Origin of the sequence: Actinomadura rugatobispora, from assembly GCF_042656285.1 — a bacterium.
GTDB lineage: Bacteria > Actinomycetota > Actinomycetes > Streptosporangiales > Streptosporangiaceae > Spirillospora > Spirillospora rugatobispora.
On sequence record NZ_JBHSON010000001.1, the window covers coordinates 17720 to 35090 of the forward strand.

16 protein-coding genes and 1 tRNA gene are annotated in these 17371 nt (G+C 71.9%); 3 read left to right on the forward strand and 14 right to left on the reverse strand.

Annotated features, from left to right (window positions below):
• Positions 1-56: 56 nt before the first annotated feature.
• The 9 genes from ACFPZN_RS00075 to ACFPZN_RS00115 form a co-directional block, all read right to left on the reverse strand.
• Entirely contained in the window at positions 57-1319 is a 1263-nt protein-coding gene (locus ACFPZN_RS00075) for a sulfate adenylyltransferase subunit 1 (RefSeq protein WP_378279224.1), read from the reverse strand.
• Between the two features lie 17 nt (positions 1320-1336).
• Positions 1337-2251 carry a sulfate adenylyltransferase subunit CysD gene (gene cysD, locus ACFPZN_RS00080; RefSeq protein ID WP_378278777.1) on the reverse strand — a complete coding sequence of 305 codons (915 nt, stop codon included), beginning with the start codon at positions 2249-2251 and terminating at the stop codon, positions 1337-1339.
• Between the two features lie 135 nt (positions 2252-2386).
• The gene (locus ACFPZN_RS00085; RefSeq protein ID WP_378278779.1) at positions 2387-3307 is read right to left on the reverse strand and encodes a 3'(2'),5'-bisphosphate nucleotidase CysQ; all 921 of its coding nucleotides are present in this window, start codon (positions 3305-3307) and stop codon (positions 2387-2389) included.
• Between the two features lie 130 nt (positions 3308-3437).
• Positions 3438-4922: a sugar transferase gene (locus ACFPZN_RS00090; protein WP_378278781.1), complete on the reverse strand. Its 1485-nt coding sequence runs from the start codon at positions 4920-4922 to the stop codon at positions 3438-3440.
• Between the two features lie 236 nt (positions 4923-5158).
• Positions 5159-5731, reverse strand: coding sequence for an aminoacyl-tRNA hydrolase (gene pth / locus ACFPZN_RS00095; protein ID WP_378278783.1), 573 nt, complete (start codon positions 5729-5731; stop codon positions 5159-5161).
• 259 nt (positions 5732-5990) lie between these two features.
• Entirely contained in the window at positions 5991-6611 is a 621-nt protein-coding gene (locus ACFPZN_RS00100) for a 50S ribosomal protein L25/general stress protein Ctc (RefSeq protein WP_378278785.1), read from the reverse strand.
• A gap of 318 nt (positions 6612-6929) precedes the next feature.
• On the reverse strand, positions 6930-7910 hold the full coding sequence (locus ACFPZN_RS00105; protein WP_378278787.1) for a ribose-phosphate diphosphokinase: 981 nt from the start codon (positions 7908-7910) through the stop codon (positions 6930-6932).
• A 61-nt stretch (positions 7911-7971) separates the two neighbouring features.
• Entirely contained in the window at positions 7972-9417 is a 1446-nt protein-coding gene (gene glmU / locus ACFPZN_RS00110; RefSeq protein ID WP_378278788.1) for a bifunctional UDP-N-acetylglucosamine diphosphorylase/glucosamine-1-phosphate N-acetyltransferase GlmU, read from the reverse strand.
• Positions 9418-9595: 178 nt separating this feature from the next.
• Positions 9596-9666, reverse strand: a tRNA-Gln gene (locus ACFPZN_RS00115).
• 557 nt (positions 9667-10223) lie between these two features.
• Between ACFPZN_RS00115 and ACFPZN_RS00120 the strand changes: the two genes are divergently transcribed.
• Positions 10224-11177, forward strand: coding sequence for an acyl-CoA desaturase (locus ACFPZN_RS00120; RefSeq protein ID WP_378278790.1), 954 nt, complete (start codon positions 10224-10226; stop codon positions 11175-11177).
• Positions 11178-11193: 16 nt separating this feature from the next.
• Complete coding sequence (locus ACFPZN_RS00125; RefSeq protein WP_378278792.1) at positions 11194-12039, forward strand: TetR/AcrR family transcriptional regulator; 846 nt, start codon at positions 11194-11196, stop codon at positions 12037-12039.
• A 229-nt stretch (positions 12040-12268) separates the two neighbouring features.
• Here ACFPZN_RS00125 and ACFPZN_RS00130 read toward each other — a convergent pair whose 3' ends face one another.
• A complete protein-coding gene (locus tag ACFPZN_RS00130) occupies positions 12269-13084 on the reverse strand; it encodes a trans-aconitate 2-methyltransferase (protein ID WP_378278794.1) in 816 nt (271 codons plus the stop codon).
• A 75-nt stretch (positions 13085-13159) separates the two neighbouring features.
• Between ACFPZN_RS00130 and ACFPZN_RS00135 the strand changes: the two genes are divergently transcribed.
• Positions 13160-13672 (forward strand): MarR family winged helix-turn-helix transcriptional regulator, encoded by a 513-nt coding sequence (locus tag ACFPZN_RS00135; RefSeq protein ID WP_378278796.1) that lies wholly within the window; start codon positions 13160-13162, stop codon positions 13670-13672.
• A gap of 42 nt (positions 13673-13714) precedes the next feature.
• On the opposite strand, the gene ACFPZN_RS00140 is transcribed toward ACFPZN_RS00135, so the two are convergent.
• From ACFPZN_RS00140 to ACFPZN_RS00155, 4 genes are all read right to left on the reverse strand, one after another.
• On the reverse strand, positions 13715-15544 hold the full coding sequence (locus ACFPZN_RS00140; protein WP_378278798.1) for an ABC-F family ATP-binding cassette domain-containing protein: 1830 nt from the start codon (positions 15542-15544) through the stop codon (positions 13715-13717).
• A gap of 74 nt (positions 15545-15618) precedes the next feature.
• Positions 15619-15867 (reverse strand): hypothetical protein, encoded by a 249-nt coding sequence (locus tag ACFPZN_RS00145; protein WP_378278800.1) that lies wholly within the window; start codon positions 15865-15867, stop codon positions 15619-15621.
• Positions 15868-15880: 13 nt separating this feature from the next.
• Positions 15881-16312, reverse strand: a complete 432-nt coding sequence (locus tag ACFPZN_RS00150) for a hypothetical protein (protein ID WP_378278802.1) — start codon at positions 16310-16312, stop codon at positions 15881-15883.
• A gap of 75 nt (positions 16313-16387) precedes the next feature.
• Positions 16388-17308 (reverse strand): 4-(cytidine 5'-diphospho)-2-C-methyl-D-erythritol kinase, encoded by a 921-nt coding sequence (locus tag ACFPZN_RS00155; protein ID WP_378279226.1) that lies wholly within the window; start codon positions 17306-17308, stop codon positions 16388-16390.
• Between the last annotated feature and the right edge of the window lie 63 nt (positions 17309-17371).

A 17371-nucleotide genomic window follows, 5' to 3' on the forward strand; every position in this document is an offset into this window, starting at 1 on the left:
GCTTCCGGCCGGACGGGCCGGAAGCGGCCGGGGACCACCGTGCGGTCGGCGCCGCGTCAGCGGGCGCCGATGATCATTCCGGCGGCGACGGTGTTGTTGGTGGACTCGTCGATGAGGATGAACCCGCCCGTGAGCCGGTTGCGGGCGTAGTCGTCGACGAACAGCGGCTGGGTCACCCGCAGCGAGATCCGGCCGATCTCGTTGAGCCCCAGCCCCGTCGCGGACTCGTCCCGGTGCAGGGTGTTGACGTCCAGCCGGTACTGCAGGGCCTTGACCATCGTCTTCGCGGTCCGGGTGGTGTGCTTGATCACCAGCCTGGTGCGCGGCGTCAGCTGCCGGTCCGGCGTCATCCAGCACACCATCGCCTCCAGGTCCTGGGCGACCTCGGGACGGTTGTGCGGACGGGCGATCATGTCGCCCCGGGAGATGTCGATGTCGTCGGCCAGCCGCAGCGTGACCGACATCGGCTGGAACGCCTCCTGGACCGGGCCGTTCGGCCCGTCGATCGCGGTGATCGTGGTGGACAGGCCCGAGGGCAGGTGCACCACCTCGTCCCCCGGCTTGAGCACCCCGCCCGCCACCTGCCCCGCGTACCCCCGGTAGTCGTGCAGGTCGGGGTCGGTGGAGGCGTGCGGCCGGATCACGTACTGCACCGGGAACCGCACGTCGATCAGGTTCCGGTCCGAGGCGATGTGCACGTGCTCCAGGTGGTGCAGCAGCGAGGACCCCTGGTACCAGGGCATGTTCCCGCTGCGCTCCACCACGTTGTCGCCGTGCAGCGCCGACAGCGGGATGAAGGTCAGGTCGGAGACCTCCAGCTTGGCCGCGAACGCGGTGAACTCGTCCACGATCCGCTCGAAGACGTCCTTGTCGTAGTCGACCAGGTCCATCTTGTTCACCGCCACCACCAGGTGCGGCACCTTCAGCAGCGTGGTCAGGAACGCGTGCCGGCGCGACTGCTCCAGGATGCCCTTGCGCGCGTCCACCAGGATGATCGCCAGATCGGCGGTGGAGGCGCCGGTCACCATGTTGCGGGTGTACTGGATGTGCCCCGGCGTGTCGGCGATGATGAACTTGCGGCGCGGCGTCGCGAAGTACCGGTAGGCCACGTCGATGGTGATGCCCTGCTCCCGCTCGGCCCGCAGGCCGTCGGTCAGCAGCGCCAGGTTGGTGTACTCCTCGCCCCGGTCGGCGCTGGTGCGCTCCACCGACTCCAGCTGGTCCTCGAAGATCGACTTGGAGTCGAACAGCAACCGCCCGATCAGCGTCGACTTGCCGTCGTCGACCGACCCGGCGGTGGCGAACCGCAGGATGTCCATCGTCTTGCCCTCGGACATTAGAAGTAGCCCTCTTTCTTGCGGTCCTCCATCGCGGCCTCGCTGGAGCGGTCGTCGGCGCGGGTCTGGCCGCGCTCGGTCACCCGCGTCGCCGCGATCTCTCCGATCACCTCGTCCAGCGTGGCCGCCGCCGACTTCACCGCCCCGGTGCACGAGGCGTCCCCCACCGTCCGGTACCGCACCAGCGCCTCGAACGGCGGCTCGTCGTCGCCCCGGTTCGCGTACGGCAGGTCGGCCAGCAGCATCCCGTCGCGCTCGAACACCATCCGGGTGTGCGCGAAGTAGATCGGGGGCAGCTCCAGGCCCTCACGCCGGATGTAGTCCCAGATGTCCAGCTCGGTCCAGTTCGACAGGGGGAACACGCGCACGTGCTCGCCCTGCCGGATCCGCGTGTTGAACAGGTTCCACAGCTCGGGCCGCTGGTTCTTGGGGTCCCACTGCCCGAACTCGTCCCGGAACGACACCACGCGCTCCTTGGCGCGCGCCTTCTCCTCGTCGCGCCGCGCCCCGCCGAACGCCGCGTCGAAACGGTGCTCCTCGATCGCGTCCAGCAGCGTGGTGGTCTGCAGCCGGTTGCGCGACGCGCGCCGCCCGGTCTCCTCCACCACCCGGCCCTGGTCGATGGAGTCCTGGACGGAGGCCACCACCAGCCGCACCCCGACCTCCTCCACCAGCCAGTCCCTGAACCGGATCACCTCGGGGAAGTTGTGGCCGGTGTCCACGTGCATCACCGGGAACGGGACCGGCGCGGGCGCGAACGCCTTCTGCGCCAGCCGCAGCATGACGATGCTGTCCTTACCGCCCGAGAACAGCAACACCGGCCGCTCGAACTCGGCGGCCACCTCCCGGATGATCTGAATCGACTCGGCCTCGAGCACGTCCAACTGGGACAGCAGGTAGTCGCAACGCTGCATGGTCTGGGGCTCTCTCCACGCTCGTCTGGCTGGGCGCCGGTGGGGTCAGGGGATATCGGGGATGTCGGGCGCGCGGCCCGTGCGGGTCGGGGACGGCGTACCCCGGGATCGGCCCGGAATGCGCTTCGTCCCCCCCTACTTCGGGGGGTGCGGGGGGTCGTCCCCCCACGATGACACGTCCCGGATGCCGGTCAGCAGCGTCGATGCCGACACGGGATGACACACCAGGATATCCGGGAGCCGGGGGTCCTTCTGGTTGTACTCGGGTGCGGCGCCCGAGATCCGCGACACGTGGGCGCCCGCGGCCAGCGCCACCGCGACCGGGGCCGCCGAGTCCCACTCGTACTGGCCGCCCGCGTGCACGTACGCGTCGACCTCGCCCAGCAGCACCGCCGCGATCTTCGCCCCGGCCGAGCCGATCGGGACCTGCTCCAGTTCGACGCCGGACTCCCGCAGCCGCTCGGTCAGGGGCTCCAGGAGCTTGGGGGGGCGGGTGCGGCTCACCGCGACCCGCAGCCGTCCCGGCTCGGGAGGCGACACCCTCAGCCCGGCCGCCGAGCCGCCGTCCGCCGGCTCGTCCACGGCCCCTCCGGGCGCGGTGCGCAGCGTCCGGCCCTGGGCCGGGAGCGCCACGGCGCCGGCGGCCAGCCGCCCCTTCTCCCACAGCGCCACGTGGACGGCCCAGTCGGCACGGCCCTCCTCGGCGAACTCGCGGGTGCCGTCCAGCGGATCGATGATCCACACCCGGTCGGCGGACAGCCGCACCTCGTCGGCGGTGTTGCCGGTCGGGGAGCGGTCGTCGCCCGCGGCCCGCTTGCCGGACACCGACGCGCGCCCCTCCTCCGACAGGATCGCGTCGCCGGGACGGCGCGCGGCCAGCTCCCCCATGAGGTACTCGTGCGCGCGCAGGTCGCCGGTGTCCTTCAGCACCCGGGGGTCGGCGAACCCCAGCTCGGCGCGGACGCCCAGCAGCAGGCGCCCCGCCGTGCCGGCCAGCTCGCCGGCCAGGTCATGATCCCCAGCGGGGGCGGCCTCCGCCGCCGGATGTTCCGTCATCGACCCCATCACATTTCCCGGCTCGTCACATCGGTCCGGCCCTCATTGTCGTGCACACCGGAAACCCGCCACGCGCCGGGGCCGGTCACAACCGGCGAACGCCCAGGTCCGCCGGCCGGCCGCCGTCCCGTCAGTACGCCCCGGAGCCCTTGAAAACGGCCGACCAGGTCTTCCACATGATCTGCAGGTCGAGGGCGAGCGTCCAGTTGTCGACGTAACGCAGATCGAGCCGGACCGATTCCTCCCAGGTCAGGTCGGAGCGGCCGCTCACCTGCCACAGCCCCGTCATCCCGGGCTTGACCGCCAGCCGCCGGTACACGTCGCCGCCGTACTGCGCGACCTCATCCGGCAGCGGCGGCCGCGGCCCCACCAGCGACATCTCGCCGCGCACCACGTTGAACAGCTGGGGCAGCTCGTCCAGCGAGTAGCGGCGCAGGCGGCGGCCGACCGCGGTGATCCGGGGGTCGGACTTCATCTTGAACAGCACCCCGCCCGGGTGCTCGTTGTACTCCTTGAGCTCGCGCTTGCGGGCCTCGGCGTCCTGCACCATCGTGCGGAACTTCAGCACGGTGAACTCGCGGCCGTCCCGGCCCACCCGGGTCTGCCGGAACATCACCGGGCCCGAGCTGGTCACCTTGATCAGGAACGCCACCGTCAGCAGCAGCGGGCTCAGCGCCGCCAGGCCGCCCAGCGCCGCCGCCCGGTCGAACAGCCCCTTGAGGACCTTCCGGGAGCCGTCCAGCTCCGGGTGCTCCACGTTCAGCAGCGGCAGCCCCGCCACCGGGCGGATCGAGATCCGCGGGCCGGTCACGTCCATCAGCGCGGGCGCCACGACGAGCTCCACGTCGTCCCGCTCGATCTGCCAGGCCAGCCGGCGCAGCGCCACCCCGTCCATCTCCGGGCAGGCCAGCACCGCCACCGAGTCGGCCCCGCTGCGCTGCACCACGCTCGCGGCCTCGCCGAAGTCGCCCAGCACCGGCACGCCCTCGACCTCGCTGACCGCGTCCTCGCCGGACGCCAGCGCGGGCGGCAGGCACACGCCGACGATGTCCATGCCGTGGTAGCGCTTCTCGCGGAGCAGGCGGATCAGGTCGGCCACCGAGGTCCGGTGCCCCACCGCGACCACCCGCCGCATGCACTCGCCCTTCCAGCGCTTCTTGTGCAGCCACTTGCGCAGCCGGTAGCGGGCCACCAGGGCCAGGAAGGTGCCCAGCGGCAGCGCCATCACCACGTAGCCGCGGGCCACCTCGGTCTTGGTGGCGTACGCGGCGATCGCCACCGTCGCGGTGAGCACGAACCCGGCCCGCAGCACCCGGTGGAACTCCTCCCACCCGACCCCGACGAACCGCGGCTGGTAGGCCCGGCACAGCAGCAGGGTCACCACGAAGCACACCGGCAGCGAGCCGGTCAGCACCGCGTACGGGAACGTGGGATCGCTGGGGAAGCCGGGGAACCGCAGCACGAACGCGATCACGCCCGCGGACAGCATGCTCAGGAAGTCCAGCCCGGCGGCCATGCCGCGATAACGCCCGGTCCAGCCCGTTCCCGCGGTACGCCGGGGACGGGTCTGCTCGACCGGGGGATCCTCGAGCCTGATCTTGTCCACGACCGCCATCGGAACTCTCACCACCCCTGCCGCATGCGCCCCATAACGCACGGTCCACCACGGAGACGGCCGAGCGGCAGGGAAGGTTCACACGTCACGTGAAGCCCGTTTGTGATGCATCTTACGATCGGCCCGCGAATACCGCGTCCGAAACGCGAGTTCAGCCAGGCTTCTTGCTGTCTACCGGAGTGATAGGGAATTGCCGCTGTTCGGCAAGGTACGGCGGACTTCCGGCGGGCAGCCGATCAGGACGCGTGGAAGGTGTTCTGCGCCGCTTCCAGGCCCTCGGTCATGAGCGCCTCCACCGCGTCCGCGGCGCGCTCCACGTTGAGCTCCAGCTCCTTGCGCTCGGCCGCGGAGAAGTCCTTCAGCACGAACGCGGCCGCGTCCATCCGCCCCGGCGGGCGGCCCACCCCGAACCGGACGCGCGGGTAATTCTTGTCGCCCAGCGCCCGCGTGATCGAGCGCAGCCCGTTGTGCCCGTTGTCGCCGCCGCCGCGCTTCAGGCGGACCGCACCGTACGGGATGTCCAATTCATCGTGGACGACGATCAAGCGCTCCACCGGCGCCTTATAGAAATCGCGCAGCGCCTTCACCGGGCCGCCCGACTCGTTCATATATCCGCGCGGCTTCGCCAGCACGGCGCGGGCGCCCGCCAGGCGCCCCTCCAGCACGTCGCACCGCGACCGGTGCGCCTTGAACCGCCCGCCCGCCCGCGCGGCCAGCACGTCCAGCACCATGAACCCGGCATTGTGCCGGTTCCCCGCATACGCCGGCCCAGGATTCCCGAGCCCCACCACCAGGAAGTGCTCATTCATGCGCGAGCTGCGCTCCTCGCCTGGCGGCTCGTCGCTGGTCGCGCCTGCGGCGAGCGCTGCATCGCTTCGCGATCAGCCGGATCTCGCCTCCGGCTTCGATCCTGCTGGCCTTCGGACGCGCTCGCAACGCCCGACGGCCGCGCGGAGCGGGTGAGGTGGTCAGGCACTGGTCTCCCTCCAAGGCCGACGGCCCCCGGCGGCGCTGGGCGCCGCGGGGGCCGCATGACGATCGCCGCCGCGGGCTCCGCGGCGGCGTCGCTCACTCGGCCTGCTCGCCGCCCTCGGCGCCCGCCTCCGCGGGCTCGCCCTCGGCCGCCTCGGCCTCGGCCGGCTCGGTCGAGATCGAGGCGTCCACGATCTGCACGATCAGCAGCTCCTCGTCGGCCACCAGCGAGGTGCCCGTCGGCAGCTTCAGGTCACGGGCCAGCACCTGCGCCTCGATCTCCAGGTCGGAGATGTCCAGGACGACCGACTCGGGGATGCGGGTGGCCTCGGCCAGCACGGCGATCTCCACCTCGGGCTGCACCAGCCGGCCGCCCGCGGCCACGTCGCCCTCGATCTGCACCGGGATGGAGACCTCGACCTTCTCGCCCCGCTTGACCAGCAGCAGGTCGACATGCTCCAGGAAGCCCTTGATCGGGTCGCGCTGCACGTCCTTCGGCAGCGCCAGCTCCGAACCGTCGCCCACGCCCTCCACGCGCAGCAGCACGTTCGGGGTCTTCAGGGCGAGCATCAGGTCATGGCCCGGAAGCGAGATGTGCTGCGGGTCGGTGCCGTGACCGTAGAGAACGGCGGGAACCTTGCCGGCCCGGCGGGTGCGCCGCGCGGCACCCTTACCGAACTCGGTGCGCGGCTCGGCGGCGATACGTACCTCGGACACGGCGAAAACTCCTCGTTGTTGCGATCCACGGCCGTCCTGCGCTGGACGTCCGCTACGGACAGAGCGAATCAGGCGTTGCTCGATGCGTCAGGCGCCTCGAAGATTCTTTGCGTTGCCCGGGGAGTGTGAGTCCTCGTACGGAGCCGCACTGAACGACCCGGGCCCTACGCGGATTCAGCAAGTCTAGCCGATCGTCCCAACGCGCAAAGCCAGTGGGGCCGCGGGAACCGCCGAAGTTGATCTTTGACCGGACGCGCGCGGGCCCGCGGCGGCCGATGCCGCCCCGGGCCCGCGTCCTTGACCGTGTCTTGACCCGGCCTAGCTGTGTCCGCCGAACAGGCTGGTCACCGAGCCGTCGCTGAACACCTCGTTGATCGCCCGCGCCACCAGCGGCGCGATCGACAGCACCGTCAGCTTGTCGAACTGCTTCTCCTGCGGAATCGGCAGCGTGTTGGTCAGCACGACCTCCGAGATCCGCGAATTCTTCAGCCGGTCCACCGCCGGGCCCGACAGCACGCCGTGCGTGGCCGCGACCACGACCTTGGTCGCGCCGTTGTCGAACAGCGCGTCCGCCGCCTTCACGATCGTGCCACCGGTGTCGATCATGTCGTCGACCACCACGCAGGTGCGGCCCTCGACCTCGCCGACCACGTCGAACACCTTGACCTCGTTGGCCACGTCCGGGTCGCGCTTCTTGTGGATGATCGCCATCGGCACGCCGCCCAGCCGGTCCGACCAGCGCTCGGTGACCCGCACCCGCCCGGCGTCCGGCGCCACCACCGTCACCTGCGACAGGTCCAGCCGGCTCTCGAAGTGCGAGGCCAGCAGGTCCAGCGCGAACAGGTGGTCGACGGGCCCGTCGAAGAAGCCCTGGATCTGCGCCGTGTGCAGGTCGACGGTGATCAGCCGGTCGGTGCCCGCGGTCTTGAACAGGTCCGCCATCAGCCGCGCCGAGATCGGCTCCCGGCCGCGGTGCTTCTTGTCCTGCCGCGCGTACCCGAAGAACGGCGCCACCACGGTGATCCGCTTGGCGGACGCGCGCTTGAGCGCGTCCACCATGATCAGCTGCTCCATGATCCACTGGTTGATCGGCGCGGTGTGGCTCTGCACCACGAACGCGTCGGAGCCGCGCACCGACTCCAGGAACCGCACGAAGGTCTCGCCGTTGGCGAAGTCGTACGCCGAGGTCGGCGTGAGCTCGACGTGGAGGTTGTCGGCTACTTCCTTGGCCAGGTCCGGGTGGGCACGGCCGGTGAAGAGCATCAGCTTCTTCTGGCCGCTCGCCTTGATCCCACTCACCTTGGACAACTCCCCCTCAATGGAACTGTACTTCCCGTGGGTGTCGTGCCCACGTCCCGCGTCATTCCCCGCGGTCCCGCCCGGACGCCCGGCGAGCGGCCTCGGCCGCCGGGGTACCCGCACGCTTTCGCTCCACCCAGCCCTCGATGTTGCGCTGCCGCCCGCGCGCCACCGCCATCGCACCGGGCGGAACATCCTGAACGATCACCGACCCGGCCGCCGTGTAGGCGCCGTCGCCGATGGTCACCGGCGCGACGATCATGTTGTCGCTGCCGACCTTCACGTGGTCGCCGACCACGCTCCGGTGCTTGTCCACGCCGTCGTAGTTCACGAAAACGCAGGCCGCGCCGATGTTGCTGCCCGTGCCGATCTCCGCGTCGCCGACATAGGTGAGGTGCGGAACCTTGCTGCCCTCGCCCACCTCGGCGTTCTTGGTCTCGACATAGGCACCGATCTTGGCCTTCCGCGCCAGGCGGGTGCCCGGCCGCAGGTAGGCGAACGGGCCGACCGACACCTCGGGGCCGATCTCCGCCCCGGTGGAGACGGAGTTCACCACCCGCGCGTCCGCGCCGACCGAGGTGTCGGTCAGCGTGCAGCCGGGGCCGACCTCGGCCCCCTCCGCCAGGTGGGTGCGGCCGTGCAGCTGCGTCCCCGGGTGGACGACGGCGTCCGGCTCGGCCGTGACCTCCACGTCGATCCACGTCGTGGCCGGGTCGACGATCGTGACCCCGGCCCGCATGTGGGCCTCCAGGATCCGGTCGTTCAGCTGCCGCCGGGCCTGGGCCAGCTGCACCTTGTCGTTGACGCCCTGGGTCTCCACCCAGTCGGGGGTCAGGTACGCGCCCGCCCGGTGACCGTCGTGGCGCAGAATGCCCACCACGTCGGTGAGGTACTCCTCGCCCTTGGCGTTGTCGGTGGTCACCCGCTTGAGCGCGTCCGCCAGCAGGGCGCCGTCGAAGGCGTACATGCCGACGTTGATCTCGCGGACGGACCGCTGCGCCTCGGTCGCGTCCTTGTGCTCGACGATCGCCGAGACCGAGCCGTCCTCCTCGCGCAGGATGCGGCCGTACCCGGTCGCGTCGGGCATCTCCGTGGTGAGGACGGTCACGGCGTTGCCGTCGCCCTCGTGCACGCGGACCAGCTCGGCCAGCGTCTCGCCGCGCAGCAGCGGATGGTCGCCGTTGGTGACCACCACCGTGCCGCGCAGCTCGCCCACGCTCTCCAGGGCCATCCGGACGGCGTGCCCGGTGCCTCCCTGCCGCTCCTGCACGACGGGCTCGGGACGGGGGGACGCCCCGGCCCGTTCGAGATGGGCGATCACCTGCTCCCGGCGGTGGCCGACGACCACCACCAGCCGTTCGGGTTCCAGCGCGCGGGCGGCGGCCAGCACATGCCCGAGCATGCTGCGGCCGCACAACTCGTGCAGGACCTTGGAAGTGCGGGACTTCATACGTGTGCCCTCGCCCGCGGCGAGGACGATGACGGCAGCCGGGCGCTCTGCGCTCACGTGGAGGCTCCTCGGCATCGCGGACTGGATCGGTTGGCTCGGACGCCGATCAGGGGGCCTCGCCCACCAGATCTACCTGCTCAAACAGGCTCGTAACGCGCCCGACACCCGAAGGATACCGCCCAGCCCGGCCCTGTCACCCAGCCGCCCGTCCTGACGGCTGGAACGAGCCCGCAAGCTCCCGGGGGAGGAATCGAACCTCCGTTATCTGAACCAAAATCAGACGTCCTGCCCCTAGACGACCCGGGACCGGCACATCGCCCTGAGGCGAACGCCGATCCAACCATACCGACTACCGCCCCACCCGCCGACCCCATTTCGCCCCGCGAGCCCACACACCCCGGCCACAAGGCGACCAAGGGACCGCTCCCCGCAAGGACCGCAAGGCGACCGCCGAAAACTGTCCGGCCCGTAGCGGAGCGCCAGCGGAGTGGAGGGACGGGCAGGCGGCGGGGAGCGGGTCCGCAGCGAGCCCCCAGGCGAGCGAAGGAGGCGTTCACCGCCGTCCCGGGTGGTGTGGAGGGTCGCCCCTCCACAATGAAACGCGCAACTCTTCGTGCGTCTGGTTCGTTGCGGTTTAGTGCGGTTTTTTGCGAGCACCTCTTAGGGAGTGAAGACCGTCCGGCCCGGGTGAGGGCCGTCACCCGGCCGTCCACTATGACCCGCTGACCTGGCCATACAGTGCTCATGGGATGGCGCCGGCGACAGTTCGCGGCGATTTTACGAACCGGACCTGTCCAACTTACGGAACCGTAGGTTACGTTGGCGTAGGTAAGGCTGCCCAGAGAAGCAGGAAGTGGTGACACATGACTACAGCCCCCGTCCTTGATCCGCCCCGCCCGCAACCCCGACCCGAGATCGAGCCGGAACCGACGGGCATGCTCGAAAGGATCCTCGTCGGGGTCTTCACCGGTGTTCCGTTCCTCGCGCTCCTCGCCGCGATCCCCCTGGCCTGGGGCACCTTTCTCGGCTGGACCGACGTGGCGCTCATGGCGGTCTTCTACGTCCTCTCGGCGGGCGGGATCACCGTCGGCTACCACCGCTACTTCACGCACGGCTCCTTCAAGGCCCGCCGCCCGCTCAAGATCGCGATGGCGGTGGCCGGCAGCCTGGCCATGGAAGGGCCGGTCATCACCTGGGTCGCCGACCACCGGCGGCACCACAAGCACTCCGACAAGGAGGCCGACCCGCACTCGCCGTGGCGGTTCGGCAGCGACTGGAAGGCCCTGGCCAAGGGCCTGGGCTGGGCGCACTACGGCTGGCTCTTCGACGGCGGCCGCACCTCCAAGCAGCGCTTCGCCAAGGACCTGCTGAACGACCGCGACATCGTCCGCGTCCACCGGGCCTTCCCCGCGCTGGTCGCCGTGACGCTGCTGCTGCCGGGCGTGCTCGGCGGGCTGCTGACCATGTCGTGGACGGGCGCGCTGACCGCCTTCTTCTGGGCCGGGCTGGTACGGCTCACGCTGGTCCACCACGTGACCTGGTCGATCAACTCGATCTGCCACACCTTCGGCAAGGAGCACTTCGAGGTCCGCGACAAGTCCCGCAACGTGTGGTGGCTGGCGATCCCCTCGCTCGGCGAGTCGTGGCACAACCTGCACCACTCCGACCCCACCTGCGCGCGGCACGGCGTGCTCAAGGGGCAGATCGACATCAGCGCCCGGGCCATCTGGGCCTTCGAGAAGGCCGGGTGGGCGTACGACGTCCGCTGGCCCGACACCGAACGGCTCGAGGCCAGGCGGACGAACCGTCCGGGCTGAGCGTCACAATTGTCCCGTGACTGAACCTGCCCCCCGGTCCCGCAGGAAGCGGATGACCGGCAAGGAACGACGCGAGCAACTCCTCACCATCGGCCGGTCCCTGTTCGCCGAGCGCGGCCTGGACGGCACGTCGGTGGAGGAGATCGCCGCGGCGGCGGGCGTCTCCAAACCGGTGGTGTACGAGCACTTCGGCGGCAAGGAGGGGCTGTACGCGGTGGTGGTCGACCGGGAGTTCGAGAGGCTGCTCGCCCTGGTGACCGAGGCGCTGAACTCGGCGATCCACTACCGGGGCAAGCTGGAGAAGGCGGCGCTGGCGCTGCTGGAGTACATCGAGTCCAATCCCGACGGGTTCCGCATCCTGGTGCGCGACTCGCACGGCGGCACCGGCACCGGCAGCTTCGCCAGCCTGCTGAGCGAGATCGCCGGCGAGGTCGAGCACGTGATGGCCAAGGAGCTCGACCGGCACGAGTACGACGAGAAGTTCGCGCCGATGTACGCGCAGATGCTGGTCGGGATGGTGGCGCTGACGGGCCAGTGGTGGCTGGACGCGCGGCGGCCCAAGCGCGAGGAGGTCGCCGCGCACCTGGTGAACCTGGCGTGGAACGGGCTGTCGGGGCTGGAGCCGCGGCCGTCGCTGGACCCCAGGCGGCGCCGCAAGGAGGCCGAGCGGCGCGAGAAGCGGGCCGAGCGGGCGGCGGCGAAGGCCGAGAAGGCCGAGGAGAAGGCGGCCGCGAAGGCGGAGCGGGCGCGGAGCAAGGGCCGGCATCCGGAGGACGATCCATCGGACGAGGTGCCGGAGGAGCTGGAGGAGGCCGCTCCGTCCGAGGCGCTCCCGGAGCCGGCGTCGCGTCCGTCCCGGTGACGTGGACCGGTGGCCTCCGGAGTTCGTCCGGACGGCCACCGGCCGGGGTCACCGTGTTACCGGTTGGCCCTGCCTCGGTTCGCGAGGCCGGGGTCTTGGGGGGCGCGCCTTTCTGCGATCATGTGATCGCCGACGTGCCCGTGGTGCGCGGCGTCTGGGCTGCCGCCCACCGTGCGAGCTGGCACACCGCAGGGGAACGAGTCGCTTCCCTCGCGCGGTGGGCGGCAGTTCACGGTCCGGCGCGGCCCGCGATGACGAACACGCGCCGGAACGGGTAGACGGTGCCGTACGGCGCGGCCGGGTAGGCGTCGCGCAGCAGGGCCCCGTATTCGGTCAGGAAGTCGTCGGTCTCGGTCGGGTCGAGTGCGGTCAGGACGGGTCGCAGCGTGGTGCCCTTGACCCATTCCAGGACGGGGTCGTCCCCCTGGAGGATCTGGGCGTAGGCGGTCTCCCACGCGTCGACCCGGCAGCCGTGGCGGCTGAGCAGGTCGAGGTAGCCGGCGGGGTCGAGGATGGGGCGCGCGGCGAACAGGCCGCCGAGGCGGTCGCGCCAGCGCGGGTTCCGGCAGACCTGGCGGAGCAGGGTGTGGCTGGGGGCGCCCCAGTTGCCGGGGACCTGGAACGCCAGCCGCCCGCCCGGGGTGAGGGCGTCGATCCAGCGCGGGAGCAGATCGGTGTGCCCGGGGACCCAGTGCAGGACGGCGTTGGAGACGATCAGGTCGAAGGGGCCGCCGGGACGCCAGGTGGTGACGTCGCCGACGCCGAAGCGGAGGCGTCCGGGGATCTCGTGGACCCGGGCGGCCTCGATCATCTCGGGCGAGGAGTCGATCGCGTCGATGTCCGCGTCCGGCCAGCGGCGGGCCAGTTCGGCGGTGAGCCCGCCGGAGCCGCAGCCGAGGTCGGCGATGCGGGCCGGCTCGGGGACCGCCTGGGCGGCACGGGCCAGCAGCTCGGCGAACGGGCGTGCGCGCTCGTCGCCGAAGGCCCCGTACTGGACGGGGTCCCAGAGGGCGGCGGGCGCTCCGCTCGCTGCTTGTCTCGACATCAAGAGACATCATGCCGTCGCACAATCTTGATGTCAAGAAAGTCTTCTCGATATCGAGACAGGTAAGCTGTCGGAATGCAGGACGAGGTGGACCGCCTGGTCGAGGCCTGGCACAAGGAACGGCCGGACCTCGACGTCCGGCCGCTGCAGGTCCTGAGCCGGGTGTCCCGGCTGGCCCGGCATCTCGACCGCGCCCGCCGCGCCGTGTTCGCCGCCCACGAGCTGGAGGGCTGGGAGTTCGACGTGCTCACCGCGCTGCGCCGGGCGGGCACCCCCTACCAGCTCAGCCCGGGCGCGCTGCTGCGGGCCACGCTGGTCACCTCCGGCACCATGACCAACCGGATCGACCGGCTGGCGGCCGCCGGGCTGGTGGAGCGCCACCCCGACCCGCAGGACAAGCGGGGCGTGCAGGTGCGCCTCACCGCGGCCGGGATGACCCGGGTGGACGCCGCGTTCGCCGATCTCCTCGACCGCGAGCACGCGATCCTCGACAGCCTGGCCCCCGGCGACCGCGAGACGCTGTCGGGGCTGCTGCGAACGCTGCTGATCCCCTTCGACAGCGCCGACGGGCCCCCGGACCACCCCTGACCCCGCGGGCGCGGGGCTGCGGGGCCGGTCGGCGCAGGGCGGTCAGCCGACGTCCTCGGCCAGCATCAGCCACTCCTCCTCGACCTGGGCGGCCTCGGCCTGGATCTCCTTCAGCCTGCCGTCGAGCTCCTGGAGCCGCGCGTAGTCGGTGGCCGCCGCCGCGAGCTTCTCGTGCAGCTCGGCCTCCTGCTTCGCCAGCTTGTCGAGGCGCCGTTCGAGCCGGTCGAGCTCCTTGCGGGCCTTCCACTCCTGCCCGCCGCCCTTCGCCGCCGCCCCGGCGGGCGCCTTCGCCCCTGCCTTCGCCCCGGACTTCGTCTCGGACTTGGGCGCGGTGACGGTGGCCGCGGTCGCCGTCCCCTCGGACGCCGCCGCACGGGTCGGGGCGGTGCCCTCCGCGCGGCGCCGCAGGTACTGCTCCACGCCGCCGGGCAGCATCGACACCCGGCCGTCGCCCAGCAGCGCCACGACGTGGTCGGTGACCCGCTCCAGGAAGTACCGGTCGTGGCTGACGACCACGAGCGTGCCCGGCCAGCCGTCGAGCAGGTCCTCGACCTCGGTCAGCGTCTCGATGTCGAGGTCGTTGGTGGGCTCGTCCAGCAGCAGCACGTTCGGCTCGGCCATGAGCAGCCGCAGCAGCTGCAGGCGGCGCCGCTCGCCGCCGGACAGGTCGCCGATCGGGGTCCACTGCCGGTCGCCGCGGAACCCCAGCCGCTCCAGCAGCTGGCTCGCGGTCCACTCCCGCTTGCCGACGGTGATGCGGTGCTTGATCTCCTCGACCGACTCCAGCACGCGCCGGGACGGGTCGAGCTCCTCCAGGTTCTGCGACAGGTGGGCGAGCTGGACGGTGCGACCGCGGACGACCCGGCCCTCCTCGGCGTCCACCGAGCCGTCCAGCAGCCGCAGCAGGGTGCTCTTGCCGCTGCCGTTGACGCCGACCAGCCCGATCCGGTCGCCGGGGCCGAGCCGCCAGGTCAGGCGCTCGAACAGGCGCCGGTCGCCGAGCCGGACGGCGGCGTCCTCGATGTCGAACACGGTCTTGCCGAGCCGCGCGGTGGCGAACCGGGTCAGCTCGACCGAGTCGCGCAGCGGCGGCTCGTCGGCGATCAGGGCCTGCGCGGCGTCCACCCGGAACTTGGGCTTGGACGTGCGGGCCTGCGGGCCGCGCCGCAGCCAGGCCAGCTCCTTGCGGAGCAGGTTCTGCCGCTTGGCCTCGGTCGCCGCGGCGATCCGGTCGCGTTCGGCCTTGGCCAGCACGTACGCGGAGTAGCCGCCCTCGTAGCGCTCGACCCGGCCGTCGACGACCTCCCAGGTGCGCTCGGTGACCTCGTCCAGGAACCAGCGGTCGTGGGTGACGACCAGCAGCGCGCCGCGGCGGGCGCGCAGATGCCGGGCCAGCCAGTCGATGGCCTCCAGGTCGAGGTGGTTGGTGGGCTCGTCCAGGACGATCAGGTCGGACTCGGGGACCAGCAGCCGGGCCAGCGCGGTCCGGCGCCGCTCGCCGCCCGACATCCCGGCGAGCGGAGCGTCCAGGGGCAGGTCGGCCAGCAGCCCGGCGAGGATGTCGCGGACCCGGGTGTCGCCCGCCCACTCGTGCTCGGGGCGGTCGCCCAGCACCACGTCCCGCACCGTGGCGCCCTCGGCGAACGCGTCGCGCTGGGTCAGGTAGCCCAGGCGGAGCCCGCGGGCGTGGGTGACCCGGCCCTCGTCGGGCTCGGTGGCGCGGGCGAGGATCTCGACGAGCGTGCTCTTGCCGCCGCCGTTGCGGCCGACGACGCCGACGCGGTCTCCCTCGTCGAGCCCGAGGGAGACGGCGTCGAGCAGCGGCCGGGGGCCGTAGGCCTTGGTGACGTTCTCAGCGTTGATCAGATTCACGACGCCTTCAAGGCTAATGGCAGTCGCGGGGGCGCGGGTCAACCGCGAGGGTGCGGCGGCCGGTCCCGGAGGGGTCAGCTGCCTCCGCCGCCTCCCCCGCCGCAGCCGCCGCCACCGCCGCCGCAGGAAGAGCCGCCGCCGCTGCAGGAGGAACCCCCGCTGCACCCGCCGCCTCCACCGGTGCCACCGCCGAAGAAGCCACCGCCGCCGCCGGCCCTGCGGCGGCCCTTCTTACCGCTCTTACCGCCGCCCCCGGCGGCCGCGATGACCATGACGAGAACGACCACACCGCCGATGATGACCACGGGAATCAGGACGTCCATGATCTTCCCCCGTTCAGAAGCTGGAGCTGGACGAGCTGGAGCCGCCGTCGGAGCCGGACGAGCCGCCGGACGACCCGCTGCTCCCGGACGAGCCGCTGTCGTAGCCCGAGGAGCCGCCGTACGACCCGCCCGAGTCGTAGGAGGGACCGGGGCCGGAACTGGAGTACGGATCGGGCGCCGGAGAGCCCGAGTAGGGATCACCACCGGGCGCGTAGCCGCCGGAGTGATGGTGGTGGTGCGCGCCCGGCCCGTACGGGCCGGGGGACGCCCCGGGAGCGCCCGGAGGATAGGGGCCGGGCGGATACGCGCCGGGCTGGTACGGGCCCGGCCCGGGCCCGCCGCGCCCGGACGACGACGCGCGGACCGCCACGACGATCACGACGACCACGACCGCGACGATGCCGAAGAGGAGCGTCAGCGCGACCAGGAGACCAAGAATGCTCATGCCCACCGCTCGTTCCTTCTGGGGGGTAGGGAAGGCGATTTGAGTATGAGACGCACCCGGTGGCCGAAGAGTTCGTCAGATGATTGTGGCCCCGGGGACAGGTCCGTGCGCGCGGACGACGCTCTGCGCCACCCCGGAGCCGTCCAGCGCCGCCGCCAGCTCGCCCGCGTGCTCCTCCGACTCGGCCAGGAACGCGCAGGTCGGACCCGATCCCGACACCAGCGCCCCGATCGCGCCGTGATCGCGTCCGGTGGCGAGGGTACGGCGCAGCGCGGGCCGCAGCGCCAGCGCCGGGGCCTGCAGATCGTTGTCCAGCGCGGCGCCCAGGGCCTTGACGTCCCCGGTGGCCAGCGCGGTCATGAGGGCCTGGGAGACCTCGGGCCAGGGCGCCCGCTCGCCCCGGGCGTCGCGGAGCCGGTCGCATTCGGCGTACACCTCGGGCGTCGACAGCCCGCCGTCGGCGGTGGCGAACACCCAGTGGAAGGTGCCGCGGGTCAGCGCCGGGGTCAGCCGCTCGCCGCGTCCGACGCCGACGGCCGTGCCGCCCACCAGCGCGAACGGCACGTCGCTGCCCAGCACGGCGCCGAGCTCCAGCAGGTCGTCACGGGTGAGCAGGGGGTCCTCGCGGTCGTCCCACAGCCGGGCGCAGGCGACCAGCGCGGCGGCGGCGTCGGCGCTGCCGCCCGCCATCCCGCCCGCGACCGGGATGGCCTTGCGGATGCGCAGCGCCGCCTGCGGCTCGACGCCGAGCCGCTCGGCCACCAGCAGGGCCGCCCGGACGGCGAGGTTGCCGCCGTCGACCGGGACGCCCTCGATCGCCACCCGGGCGGTCGGGGCGGCCTCGACGGTCACCTCCAGCCGGTCGGCGGGGACGGCCGTCACCTCGTCGACGAGGGAGACGGCGTGGAAGACGTTGACGAGGTCGTGATACCCGTCGTCGCGAAGCGGCCCCACAGCGAGCTGGAGGTTGACCTTCGCGGGCGCGCGTACGGTCACTGCTGTCACGTCACGGAAGCGTAGAGGACCGCGGCGCCGCCCACGGCAGGCGGGGCATACCGG